Annotated in this window: 20 protein-coding genes; 5 read left to right on the top strand and 15 right to left on the bottom strand. The window is 55.7% G+C overall.

Translation table 11 applies throughout. The features are described 5' to 3' along the window. The first annotated feature begins 3 nt into the window (after nucleotides 1–3). Complete coding sequence (gene fdxH, locus IM304_RS11945) at nucleotides 4–888, top strand: formate dehydrogenase subunit beta (RefSeq protein ID WP_148419801.1); 885 nt, start codon at nucleotides 4–6, stop codon at nucleotides 886–888. Then, nucleotides 881–1,537, top strand: a complete 657-nt coding sequence (gene fdnI / locus IM304_RS11940) for a formate dehydrogenase-N subunit gamma (protein WP_176610272.1) — start codon at nucleotides 881–883, stop codon at nucleotides 1,535–1,537. The genes fdxH and fdnI overlap by 8 nt, the downstream gene beginning before the upstream one ends. Nucleotides 1,538–1,588: 51 nt before the next feature. Here the strand turns inward: fdnI and IM304_RS11935 are convergent, their stop codons facing one another. Beyond that, complete coding sequence (locus IM304_RS11935) at nucleotides 1,589–1,912, bottom strand: CcdB family protein (RefSeq protein WP_193355169.1); 324 nt, start codon at nucleotides 1,910–1,912, stop codon at nucleotides 1,589–1,591. A gap of 588 nt (nucleotides 1,913–2,500) precedes the next feature. On the opposite strand from IM304_RS11935, the gene araJ reads away from it, so the two are divergent. Then, nucleotides 2,501–3,676 carry an MFS transporter AraJ gene (araJ, locus tag IM304_RS11930; RefSeq protein WP_193355168.1) on the top strand — a complete coding sequence of 392 codons (1,176 nt, stop codon included), beginning with the start codon at nucleotides 2,501–2,503 and terminating at the stop codon, nucleotides 3,674–3,676. A 51-nt stretch (nucleotides 3,677–3,727) separates the two neighbouring features. On the opposite strand, the gene adhP is transcribed toward araJ, so the two are convergent. The 10 genes from adhP to IM304_RS11885 all read right to left on the bottom strand — a co-directional run bounded on the left by adhP (nucleotide 3,728) and on the right by IM304_RS11885 (nucleotide 12,693). Beyond that, complete coding sequence (gene adhP / locus IM304_RS11925) at nucleotides 3,728–4,738, bottom strand: alcohol dehydrogenase AdhP (protein ID WP_193355167.1); 1,011 nt, start codon at nucleotides 4,736–4,738, stop codon at nucleotides 3,728–3,730. A 216-nt stretch (nucleotides 4,739–4,954) separates the two neighbouring features. After that, nucleotides 4,955–6,664 (bottom strand): ABC-F family ATP-binding cassette domain-containing protein, encoded by a 1,710-nt coding sequence (locus IM304_RS11920; protein WP_193355166.1) that lies wholly within the window; start codon nucleotides 6,662–6,664, stop codon nucleotides 4,955–4,957. Between the two features lie 406 nt (nucleotides 6,665–7,070). Beyond that, nucleotides 7,071–7,550: a type VI secretion system tube protein TssD gene (locus tag IM304_RS11915; protein ID WP_193355165.1), complete on the bottom strand. Its 480-nt coding sequence runs from the start codon at nucleotides 7,548–7,550 to the stop codon at nucleotides 7,071–7,073. Between the two features lie 34 nt (nucleotides 7,551–7,584). Beyond that, nucleotides 7,585–7,773: a hypothetical protein gene (locus IM304_RS22255; protein WP_120158352.1), complete on the bottom strand. Its 189-nt coding sequence runs from the start codon at nucleotides 7,771–7,773 to the stop codon at nucleotides 7,585–7,587. A gap of 5 nt (nucleotides 7,774–7,778) precedes the next feature. Beyond that, entirely contained in the window at nucleotides 7,779–8,468 is a 690-nt protein-coding gene (locus IM304_RS11910; protein ID WP_193355164.1) for a hypothetical protein, read from the bottom strand. A gap of 338 nt (nucleotides 8,469–8,806) precedes the next feature. Next, on the bottom strand, nucleotides 8,807–10,504 hold the full coding sequence (locus IM304_RS11905; RefSeq protein WP_148419806.1) for an NAD-dependent malic enzyme: 1,698 nt from the start codon (nucleotides 10,502–10,504) through the stop codon (nucleotides 8,807–8,809). Nucleotides 10,505–10,679: 175 nt separating this feature from the next. Continuing rightward, complete coding sequence (sra, locus tag IM304_RS11900; protein WP_148419807.1) at nucleotides 10,680–10,817, bottom strand: stationary-phase-induced ribosome-associated protein; 138 nt, start codon at nucleotides 10,815–10,817, stop codon at nucleotides 10,680–10,682. A gap of 95 nt (nucleotides 10,818–10,912) precedes the next feature. Continuing rightward, nucleotides 10,913–11,128, bottom strand: coding sequence for a biofilm-dependent modulation protein (gene bdm / locus IM304_RS11895; RefSeq protein WP_148419808.1), 216 nt, complete (start codon nucleotides 11,126–11,128; stop codon nucleotides 10,913–10,915). Between the two features lie 141 nt (nucleotides 11,129–11,269). Further along, the gene (locus tag IM304_RS11890; RefSeq protein WP_193355163.1) at nucleotides 11,270–11,791 is read right to left on the bottom strand and encodes a VOC family protein; all 522 of its coding nucleotides are present in this window, start codon (nucleotides 11,789–11,791) and stop codon (nucleotides 11,270–11,272) included. 50 nt (nucleotides 11,792–11,841) lie between these two features. Beyond that, nucleotides 11,842–12,693: a Vmh family MBL fold metallo-hydrolase gene (locus IM304_RS11885; protein WP_193355162.1), complete on the bottom strand. Its 852-nt coding sequence runs from the start codon at nucleotides 12,691–12,693 to the stop codon at nucleotides 11,842–11,844. A gap of 111 nt (nucleotides 12,694–12,804) precedes the next feature. On the opposite strand from IM304_RS11885, the gene IM304_RS11880 reads away from it, so the two are divergent. Both IM304_RS11880 and IM304_RS11875 read left to right on the top strand, forming a co-directional pair. Beyond that, nucleotides 12,805–13,692: a LysR family transcriptional regulator gene (locus IM304_RS11880; RefSeq protein ID WP_255517712.1), complete on the top strand. Its 888-nt coding sequence runs from the start codon at nucleotides 12,805–12,807 to the stop codon at nucleotides 13,690–13,692. A gap of 69 nt (nucleotides 13,693–13,761) precedes the next feature. Then, complete coding sequence (locus IM304_RS11875) at nucleotides 13,762–14,190, top strand: OsmC family protein (protein ID WP_193355160.1); 429 nt, start codon at nucleotides 13,762–13,764, stop codon at nucleotides 14,188–14,190. A 29-nt stretch (nucleotides 14,191–14,219) separates the two neighbouring features. Here the strand turns inward: IM304_RS11875 and IM304_RS11870 are convergent, their stop codons facing one another. The 4 genes from IM304_RS11870 to IM304_RS11855 are packed head-to-tail and all read right to left on the bottom strand — an operon-like array spanning nucleotide 14,220 to nucleotide 18,037. Beyond that, complete coding sequence (locus IM304_RS11870; RefSeq protein ID WP_148419812.1) at nucleotides 14,220–15,146, bottom strand: ABC transporter ATP-binding protein; 927 nt, start codon at nucleotides 15,144–15,146, stop codon at nucleotides 14,220–14,222. Continuing rightward, nucleotides 15,139–16,125 carry an ABC transporter ATP-binding protein gene (locus IM304_RS11865; protein ID WP_193355159.1) on the bottom strand — a complete coding sequence of 329 codons (987 nt, stop codon included), beginning with the start codon at nucleotides 16,123–16,125 and terminating at the stop codon, nucleotides 15,139–15,141. The genes IM304_RS11870 and IM304_RS11865 overlap by 8 nt, the downstream gene beginning before the upstream one ends. Continuing rightward, a complete protein-coding gene (gene ddpC, locus IM304_RS11860; RefSeq protein ID WP_193355158.1) occupies nucleotides 16,122–17,018 on the bottom strand; it encodes a D,D-dipeptide ABC transporter permease in 897 nt (298 codons plus the stop codon). Before ddpC ends, IM304_RS11865 begins: the two co-directional genes overlap by 4 nt. Further along, on the bottom strand, nucleotides 17,015–18,037 hold the full coding sequence (locus tag IM304_RS11855) for an ABC transporter permease (protein ID WP_148419815.1): 1,023 nt from the start codon (nucleotides 18,035–18,037) through the stop codon (nucleotides 17,015–17,017). Before IM304_RS11855 ends, ddpC begins: the two co-directional genes overlap by 4 nt. Nucleotides 18,038–18,042: the final 5 nt, after the last annotated feature.

Genomic DNA, 18,042 nt, shown 5'->3' with positions numbered 1-18,042 from the left:
TAAATGGCGATGGAAACACAAGACATTATTAAACGCTCCGCGACCAACCCGATAACCCCCGCGCCTCGCGCGCGGGATTACAAGGCTGAAGTCGCCAAGCTTATCGATGTCTCATCCTGCGTGGGCTGTAAGGCCTGTCAGGTGGCCTGCTCGGAGTGGAACGATATTCGCGACGAGGTGGGGCACTGCGTTGGGGTTTACGATAACCCGGCGGATCTGAGCGCCAAATCCTGGACGGTGATGCGCTTTAGCGAAACCGAACAGAACGGCAAGCTGGAGTGGCTCATCCGTAAAGACGGCTGCATGCACTGTGAAGATCCGGGCTGCCTGAAGGCATGTCCGTCGGCGGGTGCAATTATTCAGTATGCCAACGGGATCGTCGACTTCCAGCAGGATAACTGCATCGGCTGCGGGTACTGCATTGCGGGCTGTCCGTTTAATATCCCGCGCCTCAATAAAGAGGATAACCGGGTATACAAATGCACGCTGTGCGTGGACCGCGTTAGCGTGGGTCAGGAGCCTGCCTGCGTCAAGACCTGTCCAACCGGCGCGATCCACTTCGGCACCAAAAAAGAGATGCTCGAGGTGGCGCAGCAGCGGGTGGACAAGCTGAAAGCGCGCGGCTACGACAAGGCGGGTATTTACAACCCGCAGGGCGTGGGCGGAACCCACGTAATGTATGTCCTGCATCACAATGACCAGCCGGAGCTGTATCACAACCTGCCGAAGGATCCGGCCATCGATACCTCCATCAACCTGTGGAAAGGGGCGCTTAAGCCGCTCTCTGCGGCGGGCTTTATCGCCACCTTTGCCGGGCTGATTTATCACTACATCGGTATTGGGCCGAATAAAGAGGTGGATGACGACGAGGAGGAGCATCATGAGTAAGTCGAAGATGATAGTGCGCACCAAATTTGTCGATCGCGCCTGTCACTGGACGGTGGTCATCTGCTTCTTCCTGGTGGCGGTCTCCGGCATCTCGTTCTTCTTCCCGACGCTGCAGTGGCTGACGGAAACCTTCGGGACACCGCAGATGGGGCGTATTCTTCACCCGTTCTTCGGCGTGCTGATTTTCGTGGTGCTGATGTTTATGTTCGTGCGTTTCGTCCATCACAATATCCCGGATAAGCAGGATATTCCGTGGGTGAAAGGCATCGTTGAAGTTCTGAAAGGCAACGAGCATAAAGTAGCGAAGGTAGGCAAATATAACGCCGGGCAGAAAATGATGTTCTGGACCATCATGAGCATGATTTTTGTGCTGCTGGTAACCGGGGTCATCATCTGGCGACCGTATTTCGCCCACTACTTCCCGATTCAGGTAGTGCGCTACGCGCTGCTGATCCACGCAACGTCGGCCATTATTCTGATCCACGCCATCCTGATCCATATGTATATGGCATTCTGGGTGAAAGGGTCGATTAAGGGCATGATTGAAGGGAAGGTGAGCCGCCGCTGGGCGCAGAAACACCATCCTCGCTGGTATCGGGACGTTGAGCGTCTTGAAGCGCAAAAAGAGAGTTCGGAAGGGTTGAAGTAAGCCTTGCGCCGTCGGCTTTGTCCGGCGGCGCTGCGCTTGCGCGGGCCTGAATTATGTATTTGTAATTAACGCATCGATTCCCGCAATAACTCCGCTTCTTGCGCTACGAAGATTACATACATAATTTTTATTATTTAATTTCTTTGTCTCCACGTGAGTTATGTTTGCTGTGTTCAGAAAAAAAGTCTGAAAATCAATATTCACCAGAGGAGTAGCGGCATGAAAATACCCTTTTAAATGATTATGATAACTTAACGGCACCACAAGCCTTGTCGATAAGTCCTCATAATAATCGTGCTGAATTATCATAAAATAGGGCTGATACTCACGCGTTCTGTCTGATGGGTTACGATAAACGTCAAACTGAAAACACATCAAAGCCCTCCGAAATAAGGGTCATCGGACAGTAATCCGCCTTTAGCCGTTAATTCATTCATGGCTTTAATAAACTCCTTATCCTGTTGTCGTTGCCTCACGCGCTCCGCTGTCGTTAAGGGCGTGCGAGTCCTTGTTCCAGTGAAAGGCTCTCTTTTAGAAATGTTTTTGGATGGGTTCGATTTCATTTTATTCCACCTTGGTTGGTGAGGCCATTATCGGCCGAAGGCAATAAAAAACAATACCGTTTCCCCTGGTAATATAAATTATGCGAGCCGCCTTCCAGTATAATTACCCTCGATCTGCAAGATGCCTGAAGCAAGATTTTTGGTTTATTTTGTCAGCTCTGCGTTTCGATAATTCAACCTTATCTGCATGCCGTCCTTTATATGTACTCTGTGAAATCGTTCGAGAAAGCGGCGCTACCTCTGCGGCACGGCCCGTATCCGGTCGCGGAATCGAGGCCGTGGCCTGAGTGTAATCGGCCTGAATAAATGGATTAATGTGTCAGAAAGCTGGTTTGAACTGGCTCACCATACAAGTTTAATCAATAATGCACCCTGCATATTTTTCAAACGTGGCTGTAGTATGAAAAAGACAATTTTTTCGTTGGCGCTTGGCACCTTTGGCCTGGGGATGGCTGAATTTGGCATCATGGGCGTGCTGACAGAGCTTGCGCATGACACGGGAATTTCTATTCCCTCCGCCGGGAATATGATTTCGTTTTACGCCTTTGGCGTGGTCATCGGCGCGCCGATTGTGGCGCTGTTCTCCGGCAAATTCTCCCTTAAAACAACGCTGCTGTTTCTGATGACGATGTGCGTCGTCGGTAATGCTCTGTTTACTTTCTCAACGTCCTATGTCGGGCTGGCGGCGGGGCGGTTAATCTCTGGCTTCCCGCACGGCGCGATTTTCGGCGTGGGGGCGATCGTCCTGTCGAAGATCGCACCGCCGGGAAAGGTGACGGTTGCCGTCGCCGGGATGATTGCCGGGATGACCGTAGCCAATCTGCTGGGCGTACCGCTGGGAACCTGGCTTGGGCACGAGTTTAGCTGGCGTTACACCTTCTTTTTAATTGCGGTGTTTGACGCGCTGGTGATCCTGTCGGTCCTGCTGTGGGTGCCAGATATACGCGACACGACAGCCACCCGGCTGACGGAACAATTTCGCTTCCTGAAGAAACCGGAGCCGTGGCTCATTTTTGCCGCCACGATGTTCGGCAACGCCGGCGTGTTTGCCTGGTTTAGCTTCGTGAAGCCCTTTATGGTCAACGTATCGGGCTTCTCCGAGGGGCTGATGACCGCGATCATGATGCTGATGGGGCTGGGCATGGTGCTGGGTAATATGCTCAGCGGAAAATTATCCGCGCGCTTTAGCCCCTTGCGCATTGCGGCCACCACCGATCTGGTGATAGTGGCCTCGCTGCTGGCGCTGTTCGCTTTTGGCGAACTGAAAACCGCTTCGCTGGTGATGGGATTCGTCTGCTGCGCCGGGCTGTTCGCGCTCTCTGCGCCGCTGCAAATTCTGCTGCTGCAAAATGCGAAAGGGGGCGAGATGCTGGGGGCGGCAGGCGGGCAGATGGCGTTCAATCTCGGCAGTGCAATTGGCGCGTATTTTGGCGGAATGACGATCGTTCTCGGCTTCAGCTGGAGCTACGTCACGCTTCCGGCGGCGATCTTGTCCTTCTCGGCAATGACCTCGCTGCTGTTGTATGGACATTTATGTGCCAAAAAGCGCCAGGCCAACGCCCGGGCGCTGGCCTGATTTTACCCAGTTGAGATCCCCTCACCCTAGGGTGGGGAGACCAACCCTGATTTACGAGCGTAAATCAATTACCATGCGGCCACGGATCTGGCTCTGTTCCATCTCTTTGAAGATGGCGTTGATATCTTCAAGCGGACGCATCGTGACCTTCGGCACGACCTTGCCTTCCGCCGCAAACTGGAAGGCTTCGAGCAGATCCTGACGGGTACCCACCAGTGAGCCCACCACCTGAATGCCGTCCAGTACCAGACGGGGAATATCCAGGCTCATCGCTTCCGGCGGCAGGCCAACGGCCACCACGCGGCCCCCGGCACGCACCGCATCAACGGCGGAGTTGAAGGCCGCTTTCGCCACTGCCGTTACCACGGCTGCGTGAGCGCCGCCCGTTTTCTCCTGAATCACTTTTGCCGCATCTTCGCTGCGGGAGTTCACGGTTAAATCCGCGCCCATGCTGGCGGCGAGCTTCAGCTGTTCGTCGTTCACATCGATTGCGATGACTTTTGCATTAAAGACATTTTTAGCGTACTGCAGCGCGAGGTTGCCCAGGCCACCCAGTCCGTAAATCGCAATCCACTGTCCGGGTTTGATCTCAGAGACCTTCACGGCCTTGTAGGTGGTTACGCCGGCGCAGGTAATGCTGCTCGCCGCCGCGGAGTCCAGTCCGTCAGGGACTTTTACGGCGTAATCAGCGGTAACGATACACTCTTCAGCCATGCCGCCGTCAACGGAGTAACCCGCGTTTTTCACGTCGCGGCACAGGGTCTCGTTGCCGGTATTACAATATTCACAGTGACCGCAGCCTTCAAAGAACCACGCCACGCTCGCACGGTCGCCCACTTTTAACGACGTTACGCCCGGGCCGATCTCTTTGACGATACCAATCCCTTCGTGGCCGAGGATCACCCCGGTTTTGTCGCCAAAATCGCCGTTCTTAACATGAAGATCGGTGTGACAAACCCCGCAGCACTCCATTTTCAGCAGCGCTTCACCGTGCCTGAGCGAGCGTAAGGTTTTATCCGTGACGTTAACCTGATGATCCTGAGTGACAACAGCAGCCTTCATGTGTTTCTCCTTTTCATGATGAGTATCTGCATAGCAGGTGTAATACCTCCTAAGGATTAATACGTTGGCGCTGTAATGCAAGGCATCCGCAACATAATGTCATTATTTAGTGCAATTTCAGATTAAGAATACGGCGATCCTCTAATAATCGGTAGGGGAAAACGCCGTCTGGAAAAGGGTAAAAATGACCCGGCGTAACGACCGCCGGGTACTGAGTTACAGCCGGGCTTCTATCTCCTCAATCTCTTTTCGCCACTGCGCCTGCAACTGCGGCTTCTGATGTTTTGGCTTCCGCGCCAGGTCCTCTTCCAGCAGCGCTTCAAGCGCAACCAGGCGTTCGAGCAGATCGTCAGGCTGAAAAGGTTGCGCCCTGGACGCGGCCGTCGACGCCGCTTGTGCAGCCGGCTCAGTGCCTTCACGCAGCCGGTCGAACACCGCCTCCGCGTCGTGCCATTCGCTCAGCCTGCCGTCCTCAATCAGCCAGAAACGGTTACAGCTTCGGCTAATCAGATGACGGTCGTGACTTACCAGCAGAACGCCGCCTTCAAACCGTTGCAGGGTTTCGGCCAGAGCGTCTTTGCCTTCCATATCCAGATGGTTTGTTGGCTCATCCAGCATCAGCAGGCTATAGCGGGCAAGCGTCAGGCCGACAAACAGCAGGCGTGAACGCTCGCCACCGCTCAGCGTACTGACTTTCTGCCCGTGACGCGCCCACGGGAAACCGGCGCTGATAAGCGCCATTTTGCGGGTATGCGGATCGGGCGAGAAAGGTTCCAGCGCATCAAGCAGCGCCGCATCGTCCGGCAGCTGGTGCAGCGTCTGGTCGTAGTAGCCGGGCGAGACGCGCGGATGACGCTTAAGCCCGTCATCTGAGATGTCGTCACGAAAATGTCGCCAGATAAGCTTCATCAGCGACGATTTACCGCAGCCGTTACGACCCACAACTGCAACGCGGTCGCCGCTTTTCAGCCGCGCGCTTTCAATCGTAAACAGTTCAGGCAGGCCCGGCGCAGGGGGCACGCCGAGGTTGGTGATTTCAAGCAGGCGGTCGGCCCGCAGCGCGTCCCCGCGCAGGGTTAAGGTCCACTGGCTGCCCTCCGTCAGTTCCGTCTGATTATCCTTCAGCCGTTCGACCTGTTTTTCCATCTGCTTCGCCTTACGGGCGAGATCTTCGTTGTCGTAAACCTTGCCCCAGGTCGCCAGCCGCTTCGCGCTGGCCGTTACGCGGTCGATCTCCTTTTGCTCCGCCTTATGGCGCTGCGCGTCGCTTTCATCTTTTGCTTTAAGCGCCTTGCGTGCCGCCGTGCAGGGAAGGGCAAAGTAGTGCAGCATCTTATCGCGCAGGATCCAGCTGCCGTTGGTCACCGCGTCCAGCAGCTGCCGGTCGTGTGAGACAAGAACAAAGCTGCCGGACCAGTTCTGTAAAAACTGCTCCAGCCAGAGCAGGGTTGGCAGGTCAAGGTGGTTGCTCGGTTCGTCCAGCAGCAGCAGATCCGGATCGCCAATCAGCGCTCGCGCCAGCAGTAAACGCGTGTGCTGGCCGCCGCTCAGCGTAGCGGATTGCAGCGCCGTTTCCTGCGGCGTGAAGCCCATGCCTGCAAGCAGCGTTTCCGCTTTCCAGCGCAGGCTGTCGCGCTCGCCGGTCGGCAGCTGAGCCAGCACAGCATCCAGCATGGTCAGGGGATAAATAGCCTCCGGCAGGTGCTGTTCCACGCGCGCTATCAGACAATAACCCGCACGAGAAACCGTTCCGGCCGCAGGAAGTTGCGTTCCGTCGAGAACTTTGAGCAGCGTGCTTTTGCCGCAGCCGTTATCGCCCAGCAGACCAAGGCGGTCGCCTTTTTTCAGCGTAAAGGAGAGAGAGTCGAAGAGCGTGCCAAACGCTGTATCAACGCGTAGTGAATGTGCAGTGAGTAAAGTGCTCATTGTTGCTTACCCAGGAGTTACAGGCATGGTTATGCCTCGTCAAACATCGCTGACGATAACTCAGTAAGCCCGAGAGAAGGGATTTCAGGGGGTGGTGGCTTCGCTCAAGCAGAAGTTATCGCAGCACGATACCGATAACGCTTGAGCTGATGCGATCGCCAAGAGTATGTGAAAAATTAAAAATTTCACAATACAGCATAATTGGCCTCCTTATATGTTATGAGTTTGTTGGTAACTTTCACTATACAACTTTTTTAAGTGTATACCAAGCAGAGGCCAGCATTGCTGCCCAGGATTATCTTTTTCGTATAAGAAAATACAGGGCTAGTGTGGGATCTGACTCAATACAAGGAGTACCACTTTCATTAATGGGCAATCATACATTTTCATTTTCGCCCCTTCGTCATCATGAACAACAACGATCGTTCCATAAATCACGATAAATAATATTACCTTCCGTATACTTCCAGGTAATCGCTTCATAACGCAGTTCGAGCGTTTCAAGGTGAGTACTGCTTATACCGTTTGGAGACAGGTACGGTGCAACCGTTGTGAACTTGACGTTTTCCAGAATGATATTGAAATACTCTGCCTCAATGCCTGATTCCAGAATACGGTACATTTTAATTGTCGCCTTCTTCATGGTTCGGCCTTCACAGACAGCGCGGTACAAAAGTGGTGTTGTTTGATCAAACTCCTTCACTATTGTGATAGGGCGATGGACACGCGTGCCTGTCAGCTTTCCCCAGCTTGGATCTACTGGGATAGTGACACCGTGAGAGAACGATTTTAACTCGATAGACCCCAGTCGAAGTGGCATAAGGCAACTGCCAACAATCGGCGAACCATTTTCATCTTCAAGCCATAAGTGTGCGGGTGTAGACATAATATTTCCTTATAAATAGGATAGCCTTTGATGGCTACCATTTGACATATCGATAAAAGACAACGATCACGAAAATGCAGAATATGGGAACAGGCCATATCGGTCCATCTGGGAAAAATTGGAAAAATACAACTGCAAATGCAAGTGTCAATAAGGCAGGGCCGTACATCGATATCAATGACCTGAATATCCGCCTGAAAATCCGTTTAATAAGAATCATCATGTTCATCAAATCAGCCTTCTGATGATATCTGCAATTTCATCTTCCGACCCCCATTGTGCTTTAAACGCCCCAGCTCGTTCAAACAATGGTTCTATCAGGAAGTACATCATTTCCAATTCTTGTGCATATAACGCCGAGTAGTAGTTTGGGTAGGTTATATGAAGGCGACTGGCGCTATCTGCCGCTTTCTGCACAACGCCATATATGCCAATAATCCCAACAAATCCGCCTGCACTTCGTCCTGTCAGTACACTAAGTTCAAGACTTAAACTCATGCCCGCGGCAACAAATGAAGCTGTTGCTAAAGCAAATCCTGCGTTTGTAAGTGAACTTGCGGCAATATGAATATTTACTGACATTAGCAAATGTTTGATATGCTCTAGCTGATCGGAAGTTTTGTGCCGGAATACTTCTTCAAAATAGATTTTGAGCATTTCATACACAACATCTGTATGCCATATAATATGATAAACCCCTTTGGTAAATCGGATGTCTTCGGACTTTTGTTTCTGGCATACGTCCTGATATTCATCAGTAAAGCATGACGTATAATAGAGTGCGCGCGTTGCACCGGCGCCGATCGTTTCAATCTGATTTGTTAAGGCTTTTCCTACGCCTGTAAATGCATGGTCGAGTTTTAATGCAAGGATGTTATTCGCCTGCAAATAACGTATTACATGATTGCTGTAGTACATATCAACTCCTTGCTTCCCTCGCGATTTTGCACATAAAAAGTGCTTTTTATGTCTGCGCTTCCTTCACCTTTCAGCCAACAGTATCCCTGGATTGTCATTTCAAAACGCCTTTTATGAGTATTGCAAAACATTACTAAACGCTTAAAAAAAACAGTTTATTAGGCAAAAAGTGTTATGCGTAATTTTTATATTTCACTGGGGTATGAATTATTGCTGGAGTATTAATTTTTTAAATAAAGGGGGAGGGGAAATGCCGAAGTAGCGGGAAGAGAATTAAGAGTAGACGGTGTTCGCTTTCCCTCTCCCTTTTAAGGAGAGGGAACGGTCGGAACGCAGAGTTAAATCGAGGTACGACGATAGCTGCGGTATTCCGGCATCCAGAAGTTATCGTCGATGGCCTGCTGCAGCGCGTCGGCCGAGGTTTTCACCGCAACTCCCTGCTGCTGCGCCATTTTGCCCACCGCGAACGCGATGGCGCGGGACACCTTGTGAATGTCCTTAAGCTCAGGCAGCACCAGTCCTTCACCGTTGTTCACCAGCGGAGAGTGGCCAGCCAGCGTTTCGCTTGCTGACATCAACATTTCGTCGGTGATGCGGGACGCGCCGGAAGCGATAACCCCCAGACCAATTCCCGGGAATATGTAGGAGTTGTTGCACTGGGCGATAGGGTACAGCTTGTCCTTCCACACTACCGGATCAAACGGACTGCCGGTGGCGACCAGCGCGTTGCCTTCGGTCCAGGCGATGATGTCCTGTGGCGTGGCTTCCACGCGTGACGTCGGGTTCGACAGCGGCATCACGATTGGTCGTTCGCAGTGCTTGTGCATCTCGCGAATGATCTCTTCCGTGAAGAGGCCGGTCTGCCCGGACACGCCAATCAGAATATCCGGCTTCACGTTGCGCACCACGTCCAGCAGAGAGAGCACTTCGTTATCGGTATCCCAGTTCTTCAGGTTCTCGCGCTTCTGCACCAGCTTGGTCTGGAACGGCAGCAGGTTCGGCATACCGTCGGTCAGCAGGCCGAAACGGTCAACCATAAAGACGCGGGAGCGGGCCAGCTCTTCACTCAGCCCTTCGCGCTGGGTCTGGGCGATAATTTGTTCGGCGATGCCGCACCCGGCGGAGCCTGCGCCAAGGAAGACAATTTTCTGATAGCTGAGCTGGCTGCCCGCCGCGCGGCTCGCGGCAATTAGCGTACCGACGGTTACCGCCGCGGTGCCCTGAATATCGTCGTTGAACGAGCATATCTCATCGCGGTAGCGGTTCAACAGCGGCATGGCGTTTTTCTGCGCGAAGTCTTCAAACTGGAGCAGCACGTCCGGCCAGCGGTGCTTCACGGCCTGAATAAAATCATCAACAAACTGATAGTACTCGTCGTCGGTAACGCGCGGATGGCGCCAGCCCATGTACAGCGGATCGTTCAGCAGCTGCTGGTTATTGGTCCCCACGTCCAGCACCACCGGCAGGGTGTAGGCCGGGCTGATGCCGCCGCAGGCGGTGTACAGGGAGAGCTTACCGATAGGAATACCCATCCCGCCAATGCCCTGGTCGCCGAGGCCCAGAATACGTTCGCCATCGGTCACCACGATCACCTTGATGTTGTGGTTAGGCACGTTTTGCAGGATGTCGTCCATGTTGTGACGGTTCTGGTAGGAGATGAACACGCCGCGGGAGCGGCGGTAGATTTCAGAGAAACGTTCACACGCCGCGCCGACCGTTGGGGTGTAGATGACGGGCATCATCTCTTCGAGATGGTTCTGCACCAGGCGGTAGAAGAGGGTTTCGTTGGTGTCCTGGATATTGCGCAGGTAGATGTGCTTATCAATTTCGGTTTTGAAGCCCTGATACTGGATCCAGGCACGTTCTGCCTGTTCTTCGATGGTTTCAACGACTTCTGGCAGCAGGCCCAGCAGGTTAAAGCTGCTGCGCTCTTCCATGCTGAAGGCGCTGCCTTTGTTCAGAAGCGGAAACTCCAGTAAAACCGGACCGGCGTAAGGAATATAAAGGGAACGATGTTTTTTCAGTTTGTTATCCATGTCACTCACTCTTTTTAAGAAGAACCGTCCCTGACACTGCTGTTTGTCATCTTTCTGGCGTGCGCTGCGGGCTGCGGTCGGGGGTATTATAAAGGAGCTAAATGTTAATTACCGCAACACATAAACAAAAACACCACCGGGATTACCGATGGTGTCGTGAATGTCGTGCCGGAACTTACTTTCCGGTCTGGCGTTTCCTGCCGGTGGCGTGGGTCACCTGCGTTTCGCTACCCCCTTCAATAACCACCTTGCGCTGGTTAGAGAGTTTGTAGTTCAGTCCCAGAAGATGGCGTGCCTGACGGTTCGATTTCATGTTAACTCCTCAATCCTGTTGATAGTTTTAAGGACAAGTTTGCTTCCGCAAACGAAATGTAACCCCTTAGGTTGCAGATCCAGCTTAGCAGGTTTTTACAATGGTGCCCTTTGCCCGCTGACGACGTAGTTAATAGTTTGCTGGTAGATGTCACTGAGGATGTCATTGTCCGTGGCTTCCACCCACCTGGTCAGTTCCATCAAAATGTCATCTTCAGTTACAACACCGTGCTCGGCGTGAAGACCCTGTGCAATCGCGTTAACGAGTTCAGGTTGTGCTGCTGTGGTATGTGCCGGGTAATAAGTAAACATGCTGCCTCCGTGTCGTTCTCTGTTTAATGTTACGGCGTGCAAAATCTTAATTCACATTCAGAGTGACAAATATTTTTGCCGTTGTGGCTCAGATTCGTCCTGGAAATAAAAATATCACATCCCGTAGCACAGAAATAAAATTTAGGGTTTCCAGCGGCGTAAATTAGTTGTTTTTTCATAAGGCATTGGGGAAGGCCATGAGATCAATTCCACAATGCTGCCCCAGGGCGTTTGGCCATAGCAGAAAGCATTCCCTTCACCCTGTTCATCCGGAAAAGAGAGCGGCTTCGGCTTAGTAAACATCTCACCACCGGCAGCGGTAAATGCCGCTATGGCATGTTCAAAATCATCAACATAAACAGCAAAATGCTGCAAGCCGAAGTCGCTGGCGCGGGCAGGCATGCCCTGTTCTGGGCCGTGCATTTCAAAGAGTTCTATACCGGGCCCGTGGGGCATGGCGAGCATGCGGATGGCGCGGATTTTTGTGCCGGGGAAGAGCCTTAAGGTGTGTTGCTGGGCAGACTGGTCAATATTATCGGTTTCAGCATCGACAGAGTGATATAAAACCCGCGCGCCGAAAGCCTGTTCAAAAAATAAGGTGGCGTTTTCAATGTCGGGCACCGTAATACCAATATGGTCGATGCCCCTTACTGACGATTGCATATATATCTCCTGCTATAAAAAAGTAAATATAGCAGGAGATAATCAGGTTATTACCACTTCATTTCGCCAGTGTTTACTTTGGCGCTCAGCTCCAGCGAGCTCGCTTCAGCCAGCTCCGGCCACTGTTTTTTCATCGTGCTGATTACGCCAGCTGAATCCTTATGTGAGGTGAGGGCCTGTTCAAACTGCTGAAGATAGCGGCGGGTAAAGTCGATAGCGCCCGTTCCCGCAGGCGGTGTTCCCAGGTAGTGGCCCGGGATCACGCGCTCTGGCTTAAGCGCCGCCATGTTATCCAGCGTCTGCTGCCACTGCTGGCGGCTCGCTTTGGTCTGGGTGTCTGCCGTCCAGACGTGAATGCCCCACGAGACGCCGGTACCGCCGAGGATAGTTTTCGCGGACGGGATCCAGACGTACGCCGCGTAGCTTTCAGGCTCTTCAATGTTGACCCGCTCACCGTCAATCATGAAGGTGGTGGACGCAATCACCTGCGGCACGACAAGCCGGGTCGGCGCGCCGTCTTTCATCTGCGGTCCCCAGAAGGCGAGCTTGGCGTCCTTAGTGGCCCTGATGTGGTCCACCACCTGCTGCGTGGCCACCACTTTGGCGTTCGGGAAGGCTTTTACCAGCGGCTGCAGGCCGAAGTAGAAATCCGGATCGCCGGAAGTGATAACGATCTTGTTCAGCGTTTTTCCGCTGCGGCGAATTTTCTCCACCAGCGCCTCGTCGTCCTTTACGCTGAACTGCGCGTCAAACAGTACCGCCTCTTTCGGGCCGGAAACGAGCGTGGAGGAGACGGCAAAAATGCCCTTTTCCTGCGGGTTATAGGTATCGATGGTTAACGGCGCGGCAAACGCAGCCGGAGCGAAAAGGGTGCACAGCATAGCAAGGCGGGCGATCTTCATAGTCTTATCTCTGTTCTTCAGGAAAGTCTCTATTGTACGGATCTCTGCATTTGCCAGAATTCCTGAAACAGGAGATGCTTAGTTTCATAAATCGAGCAAATGGAGATCAGAATGGATCGCGTCATCGCCGCCCAAGTGTACAACCGCATCTGCGAGCTGGGAAGTTTGAGCGCGGCGGCACGGGCTTTGGGGATCTCCCGCCCGATGGTAAGCCGCTACCTTGAACAGATGGAAAAGTGGGCCGGCGCGCGGCTGGTAAACCGCTCCACCCGCAAGCTGACGCTGACGGCGGCGGGGGAAAAGGTGCTCCAGAAAACGCGCACGCTCTCGCAAATTTCCCAGGAAATTGAAGGTCAGTCGGTGAAGGATTCGCCCTCCGGCACGCTGCGTGTCGCCTGCGCGCACTTCACCGCTACCCAGCTTATCGCCCCGATACTGCCTGACCTGCTGCAGCGCTACCCGCAGCTGCGCGTTGAGCTGGACGTGAATAACCATCCCGTGAGCCTGGTGGGGGAGCGGATCGACGTGGCGATCCGCATCACCGATAGCCCCGAGCCGGGCATGATTGCCCGCAGGCTGGGGGAGTGTCGGTCCGTGCTGTGCGCCTCGCCGCGCTACCTTGCAGCCCGGGGCGTCCCCGGGCGGCTGGAGGATCTGGCGCAGCACAACTGCCTGCACTACAGCTTTTTTGCCGGGCAGTCGTGGCGTTTTATTTCGCCTGAAGGCGAGACGATTTCGACGGCCGTCAGCGGCAACCTCAGCGCCAGCATCTCTTCCCTGCTGATGGAGGCGGCGATAAACCACTGCGGCATCGCCATGCTGCCCGAACGTGAGGCCGACGCGGCGCTACGGCAGGGCAGCCTGGTGCCGGTGCTTAGCGCCTATACGCCAAAACCGATCGCTATTTTTGGCATTTATCAGTCGCGTGACTACCAGCCTGCGGCGCAGCGGGTGTTTCTTGACGCGCTGGCGAACGGCCTAAGGTCGCGATCGGACTAGTCTGTCTTCCCTGCAAAACGGATTAGGCGTCCTATACTTAACCCTTTGTAAGCCAAAAGGAGAGCAATAATGACGATTCATAAGCACGGTTCAGCACACTGGTCTGGCGACATTAAGCGCGGGAAAGGCACGGTATCGACGGAAAGCGGCGTCCTTAACCAGCAACCTTACGGCTTTAACACCCGTTTTGAGGGCGAAAAAGGGACAAACCCGGAAGAGCTGATTGGCGCGGCGCACGCGGCCTGTTTCTCAATGGCGCTATCGCTGATGCTGGGCGAAGCGGGCTATACCGCAGACGCCATTGATACCACGGCGGATGTCTCTCTGGATAAAACCGACGGCGGTTTTGCCATCAGCAAGGTCGCGCTGCAAAGCAAGGTGACGGTACCGGGTATCGATCCGCAGCAGTTTGACGGCATCATCCAGAAAGCGAAGGCGGGCTGTCCGGTTTCGCAGCTGCTCAAGGCCGAAATCACCCTGGACTATAAGCTCAACTGACTCGCAGCCGGGCATCCGCCCGGCTCATTTCAACCGTTACGCCAGCAGCGCACGCGCGTGCTCCCCGATGAGGCCAGCAGCGCCTGCGGCTGCTCACATCCCTTTGCCGCCAGCGGGCAGCGGTCCCGGAAATAGCACCCGACGGGCAGATGACGATTGCCGGGCAGATCGGTCTTTCTGAGCGCCAGTGCTTCATCAAGCGGTTCACCGGTGCGGGGAACGGAGTCAAGCAGCAGTTGCGTATAGGGATGGCGGGGATGGTTCAGCACCCTATCCGCCGTACCCAGCTCCACGATTTGCCCCAGATACATCACTGCCACGCGGTCGCTCATGTGCCGGACCACCGAAACGTTATGCGAAATCAGCACAAACGTCAGGTTTCGCTCCCGTTGCAGTGTAACCAGCAAGTTGAGGATCTGCGCCTGAACGGAAATATCCAGCGCGCTGGTGGGTTCATCCAGCACGATAATGTCCGGGTTCGAAGAGAGGGCTCGGGCAATGGCGATGCGCTGGCGCTGTCCGCCGGAAAAGGCGTGCGGGAGGCGGTCAAGGTATTCCGGGCGGATCCCTACCTGCTGCGCCAGCTCCGCGGCCAGCTGGCGACGTTCCCGCTCGCTGCGCCGCTGCTGGATCCACACCGGTTCGGTGATGATGCGCCAGACGGGCAGCCGCGGATCGAGAGACGAAAGCGGATCCTGAAACACCATCTGCATGCCGCCCGCCCCGTTCGCGCGCTGGCAGGCACCGGCGCTCGGTTTGAGCATGCCCATCAGCAGCTGTGCCAGGGTGCTCTTGCCGCAGCCAGATTCCCCCACAATGCCCAGCGTTTCGCCGCGATGGATCTGCAAATCGAGGCCGTTCAGGGCGTGCACCCGTTCCGTCACGCGCCCCAGCCAGTTTTTACGCGCCGGAAAGTTCACGTGCACGTCATCCAGTTCAAGCAGTATTTCAGACATGACCTGACTCCTGTTGTGGATACCAGCAGGCGGCCTGCTGGCCCTCCGCGCCCGTCGACAGCAGGGGCGGCGTTTCGCCGCACTTCGCACCGGCCGCAAAGCAGCGCTCGCGGAAGGCGCATCCTCGCGGCAGGTGGCTGAGGTTCGGCACCGTGCCGGGAATGGCCGGAAGTATTTCACGCGGCTCGCCGTTTTCCGGGGCGCAGCGCAGCAGGCCAATCGAGTAGGGATGAACCGGCCGCTGGATCAGGCTCCGGGTGCTGCCGCTTTCGATAACGCTGCCCGCGTACATGACGTACGTACGGTCGCAAAGCTGAGACACCACCGCCATGTCGTGGCTGATAAACAGCACCGACGTCCCGCTGGCGCGGGCCTTATGCTTCAGCAGGCGCAGCACCTGGAGCTGTACGGTCACGTCCAGCGCGGTGGTCGGTTCATCGGCGATGATAAGCTCCGGCTCGCAGGAAAAGGCGAGGGCGATCATCACCCGCTGGCGCATGCCGCCGGATAGCTCAAACGGATAGCGCTCCATCACCTGCGCCGCATCCGGGATTTGCATCTCGCCCAGCAGGGAGATTGCCTTCTGCTGCGCCTCGCGGCGGGAAAGCGGCTGATGCTGGCGAATAACCTCCACCATCTGCTTGCCGATTCGCCGCGTGGGATTGAGCGCCGTCATCGGCTCCTGGAATATCATCGCCACCTTTGCGCCGCGCCACTGGCGGAGCTGTTTTTCCGACGCGTTCAGCACGTCTTCACCGAGAAGCGTGATGCGTCCGTGGTGTACGCGATAGCTGCCTTCCGGCAGCAGACGCATCGCCAGCATCGCGGTGACCGATTTCCCCGAGCCGGATTCGCCCACCACGCCGACAATTTCGCCCCGGCCAATCTCCAGCGAGACGTGGTTAAGCGCGTGAACCTCACCGCGAAAAATGGGGAAGCTCAGGTGCAAATCTTCAATCGATAATACGGCATCACTCATGACTGCCTCCCTCCTGATTTAGGATCCAGCAGGTCGCGCAGACCGTCGCCGAACAGATTAAACCCGACCGCCGTGATCAGGATTGCCGCCCCCGGAAACGCGCAGTACCACCACTGGTCGAGCACGTAGTTGCGGCCCACGGCCACCATTGCCCCCCATTCGGCGGTAGGCTGCTGCGCGCCCAGCCCAATAAAGCCCAGCGTGGCGGCCATCAGGATTGCGCTGCCGATATCCAGCGAGGCCTGCACGACCAGCGGCGGCAGGGCGTTACGCAGGATATGCCAGGCGATCAGGTGCCAGCGCGATGCGCCAAAGGTGCGTGCGGCCTGCACGTAGGTAAACTGGCGCACCACCAGCGTCTGCCCGCGCGCCAGCCGCACGTAAAACGGAATGCGCACGATCGCAATCGCCAGCATGGCGTTAAACAGGCTTGGGCCGAGCGCGGCGGCCAGCGCCATCGTCAGCACCAGCGAGGGGATCGAGAGCATAACGTCCATGATGCGCATGATAACGGCGTCGCCGCGCCCGCCGAGCACGCCGGACAGGCAGCCGAGCAGGGAGCCAATACCGCCCGCTATCGCCACCACCGCCAGACCCGCCGTGATGGACTGCTGGCTGCCCACCAGCACGCGGCTGAACAGATCCCGGCCCACCTCATCGGTACCAAACCAGTGCTGTGCCGACGGGGCCTGCAGGCGCGCGGTCAGATCCAGCGCGTTCGGATCGTGCGGCACAATCCAGGGCGAGACGACCATCAGCAGCAGCATCAGGATCATAATTACTCCGCCGGCCAGCGTGAGCGGGCTTTTTCGCAACGTCCAGAACAGCTTTGCCCAGCTGACGCGCCGTTTTGCGGCGCTGACGGGGGCGGGCGTTTCCTGAGTTAACATCATTCGGCACCTCCGCGCCCGATTCGCGGGTCGATCCACAGGTACAGCAGATCCACCACCAGATTAACGAAGACATACGCCAGCGATACCACGACCGCGAAGCCCATGACGGCGGGGAAGTCCAGCGCCTGAATGGAGGTCACCACCCAGGCACCCATTCCCGGCCAGGCAAACACGGTTTCGGTAAGCACCGCCCCGTACAGCAGATCGCCCAGCGCCAGGCCAAGTACGGTAATGGAGGGGATCATGGCGTTGGGTAAGGCATAGCGCAGCACGATGTACCAGCCCGGCAGCCCGCTGGCGCGGGCGGTACGAATGTAATCCTCGCTCAGCTGCTCCAGCATCGCGGAGCGCACCTGACGCGCCACAATCCCCAGGTGCACGAAAGCCAGGGTCAGGGAGGGCAAAATCAGGTGCTGAAGGGCATTGAAAAACACCTCGCCGTTGCCTTCCAGCAGGGCGTCCAGCAGATAAAAGCCGGTAACGTGGGCGGGCGGGTCGAGCCAGTCGTCCAGCCTGCCTCCGCCGGGCAGGATCTGCAGCTGGCCGTAGAACAGGACGATAACCCCCAGCCCCAGCCAGAAGGCGGGGGTTGAGATGCCGGTCATCGCCATCAGCCGCACCAGATGATCCAGCCAGCGGTTACGGTATACCGCCGATAAAATGCCCAGCGGTACGCCGGCCATCAGCGCCAGCAGGAGGGAGCAGAAGGCCAGCTCCAGCGTGGCGGGAAAGAAGGCCTTTAAATCTTCCGCAACGGGGCGTCCGGTGCGTATGGACGTGCCTAAATCGCCGTGCGCCAGCGCCTCAACATAGCGGCCAAACTGGATATAAAGCGGCCTGTCCAGCCCCAGCTGCTGGCGGATGCCCTGAACGATGTCGTCGCTGGCGCGATCGCCGGCCAGCAGGCGGGCCGGATCGCCGGGGATCAGGTGTGAAATAATAAAGGTAATAATGCAGACACCGGCCACCACCAGGATTAATCCCCAGCAGCGCTGGCGCACGATGCTCCAGAACGTCATACGCT

Origin of the sequence: Enterobacter cloacae complex sp. P40C2 (genome assembly GCF_014930695.1) — a bacterium.
GTDB lineage: Bacteria > Pseudomonadota > Gammaproteobacteria > Enterobacterales > Enterobacteriaceae > Enterobacter > Enterobacter pasteurii.
The sequence above is the reverse complement of the archived record's forward strand: the minus strand, read 5'-3'. Positions and strand labels throughout refer to the sequence as shown.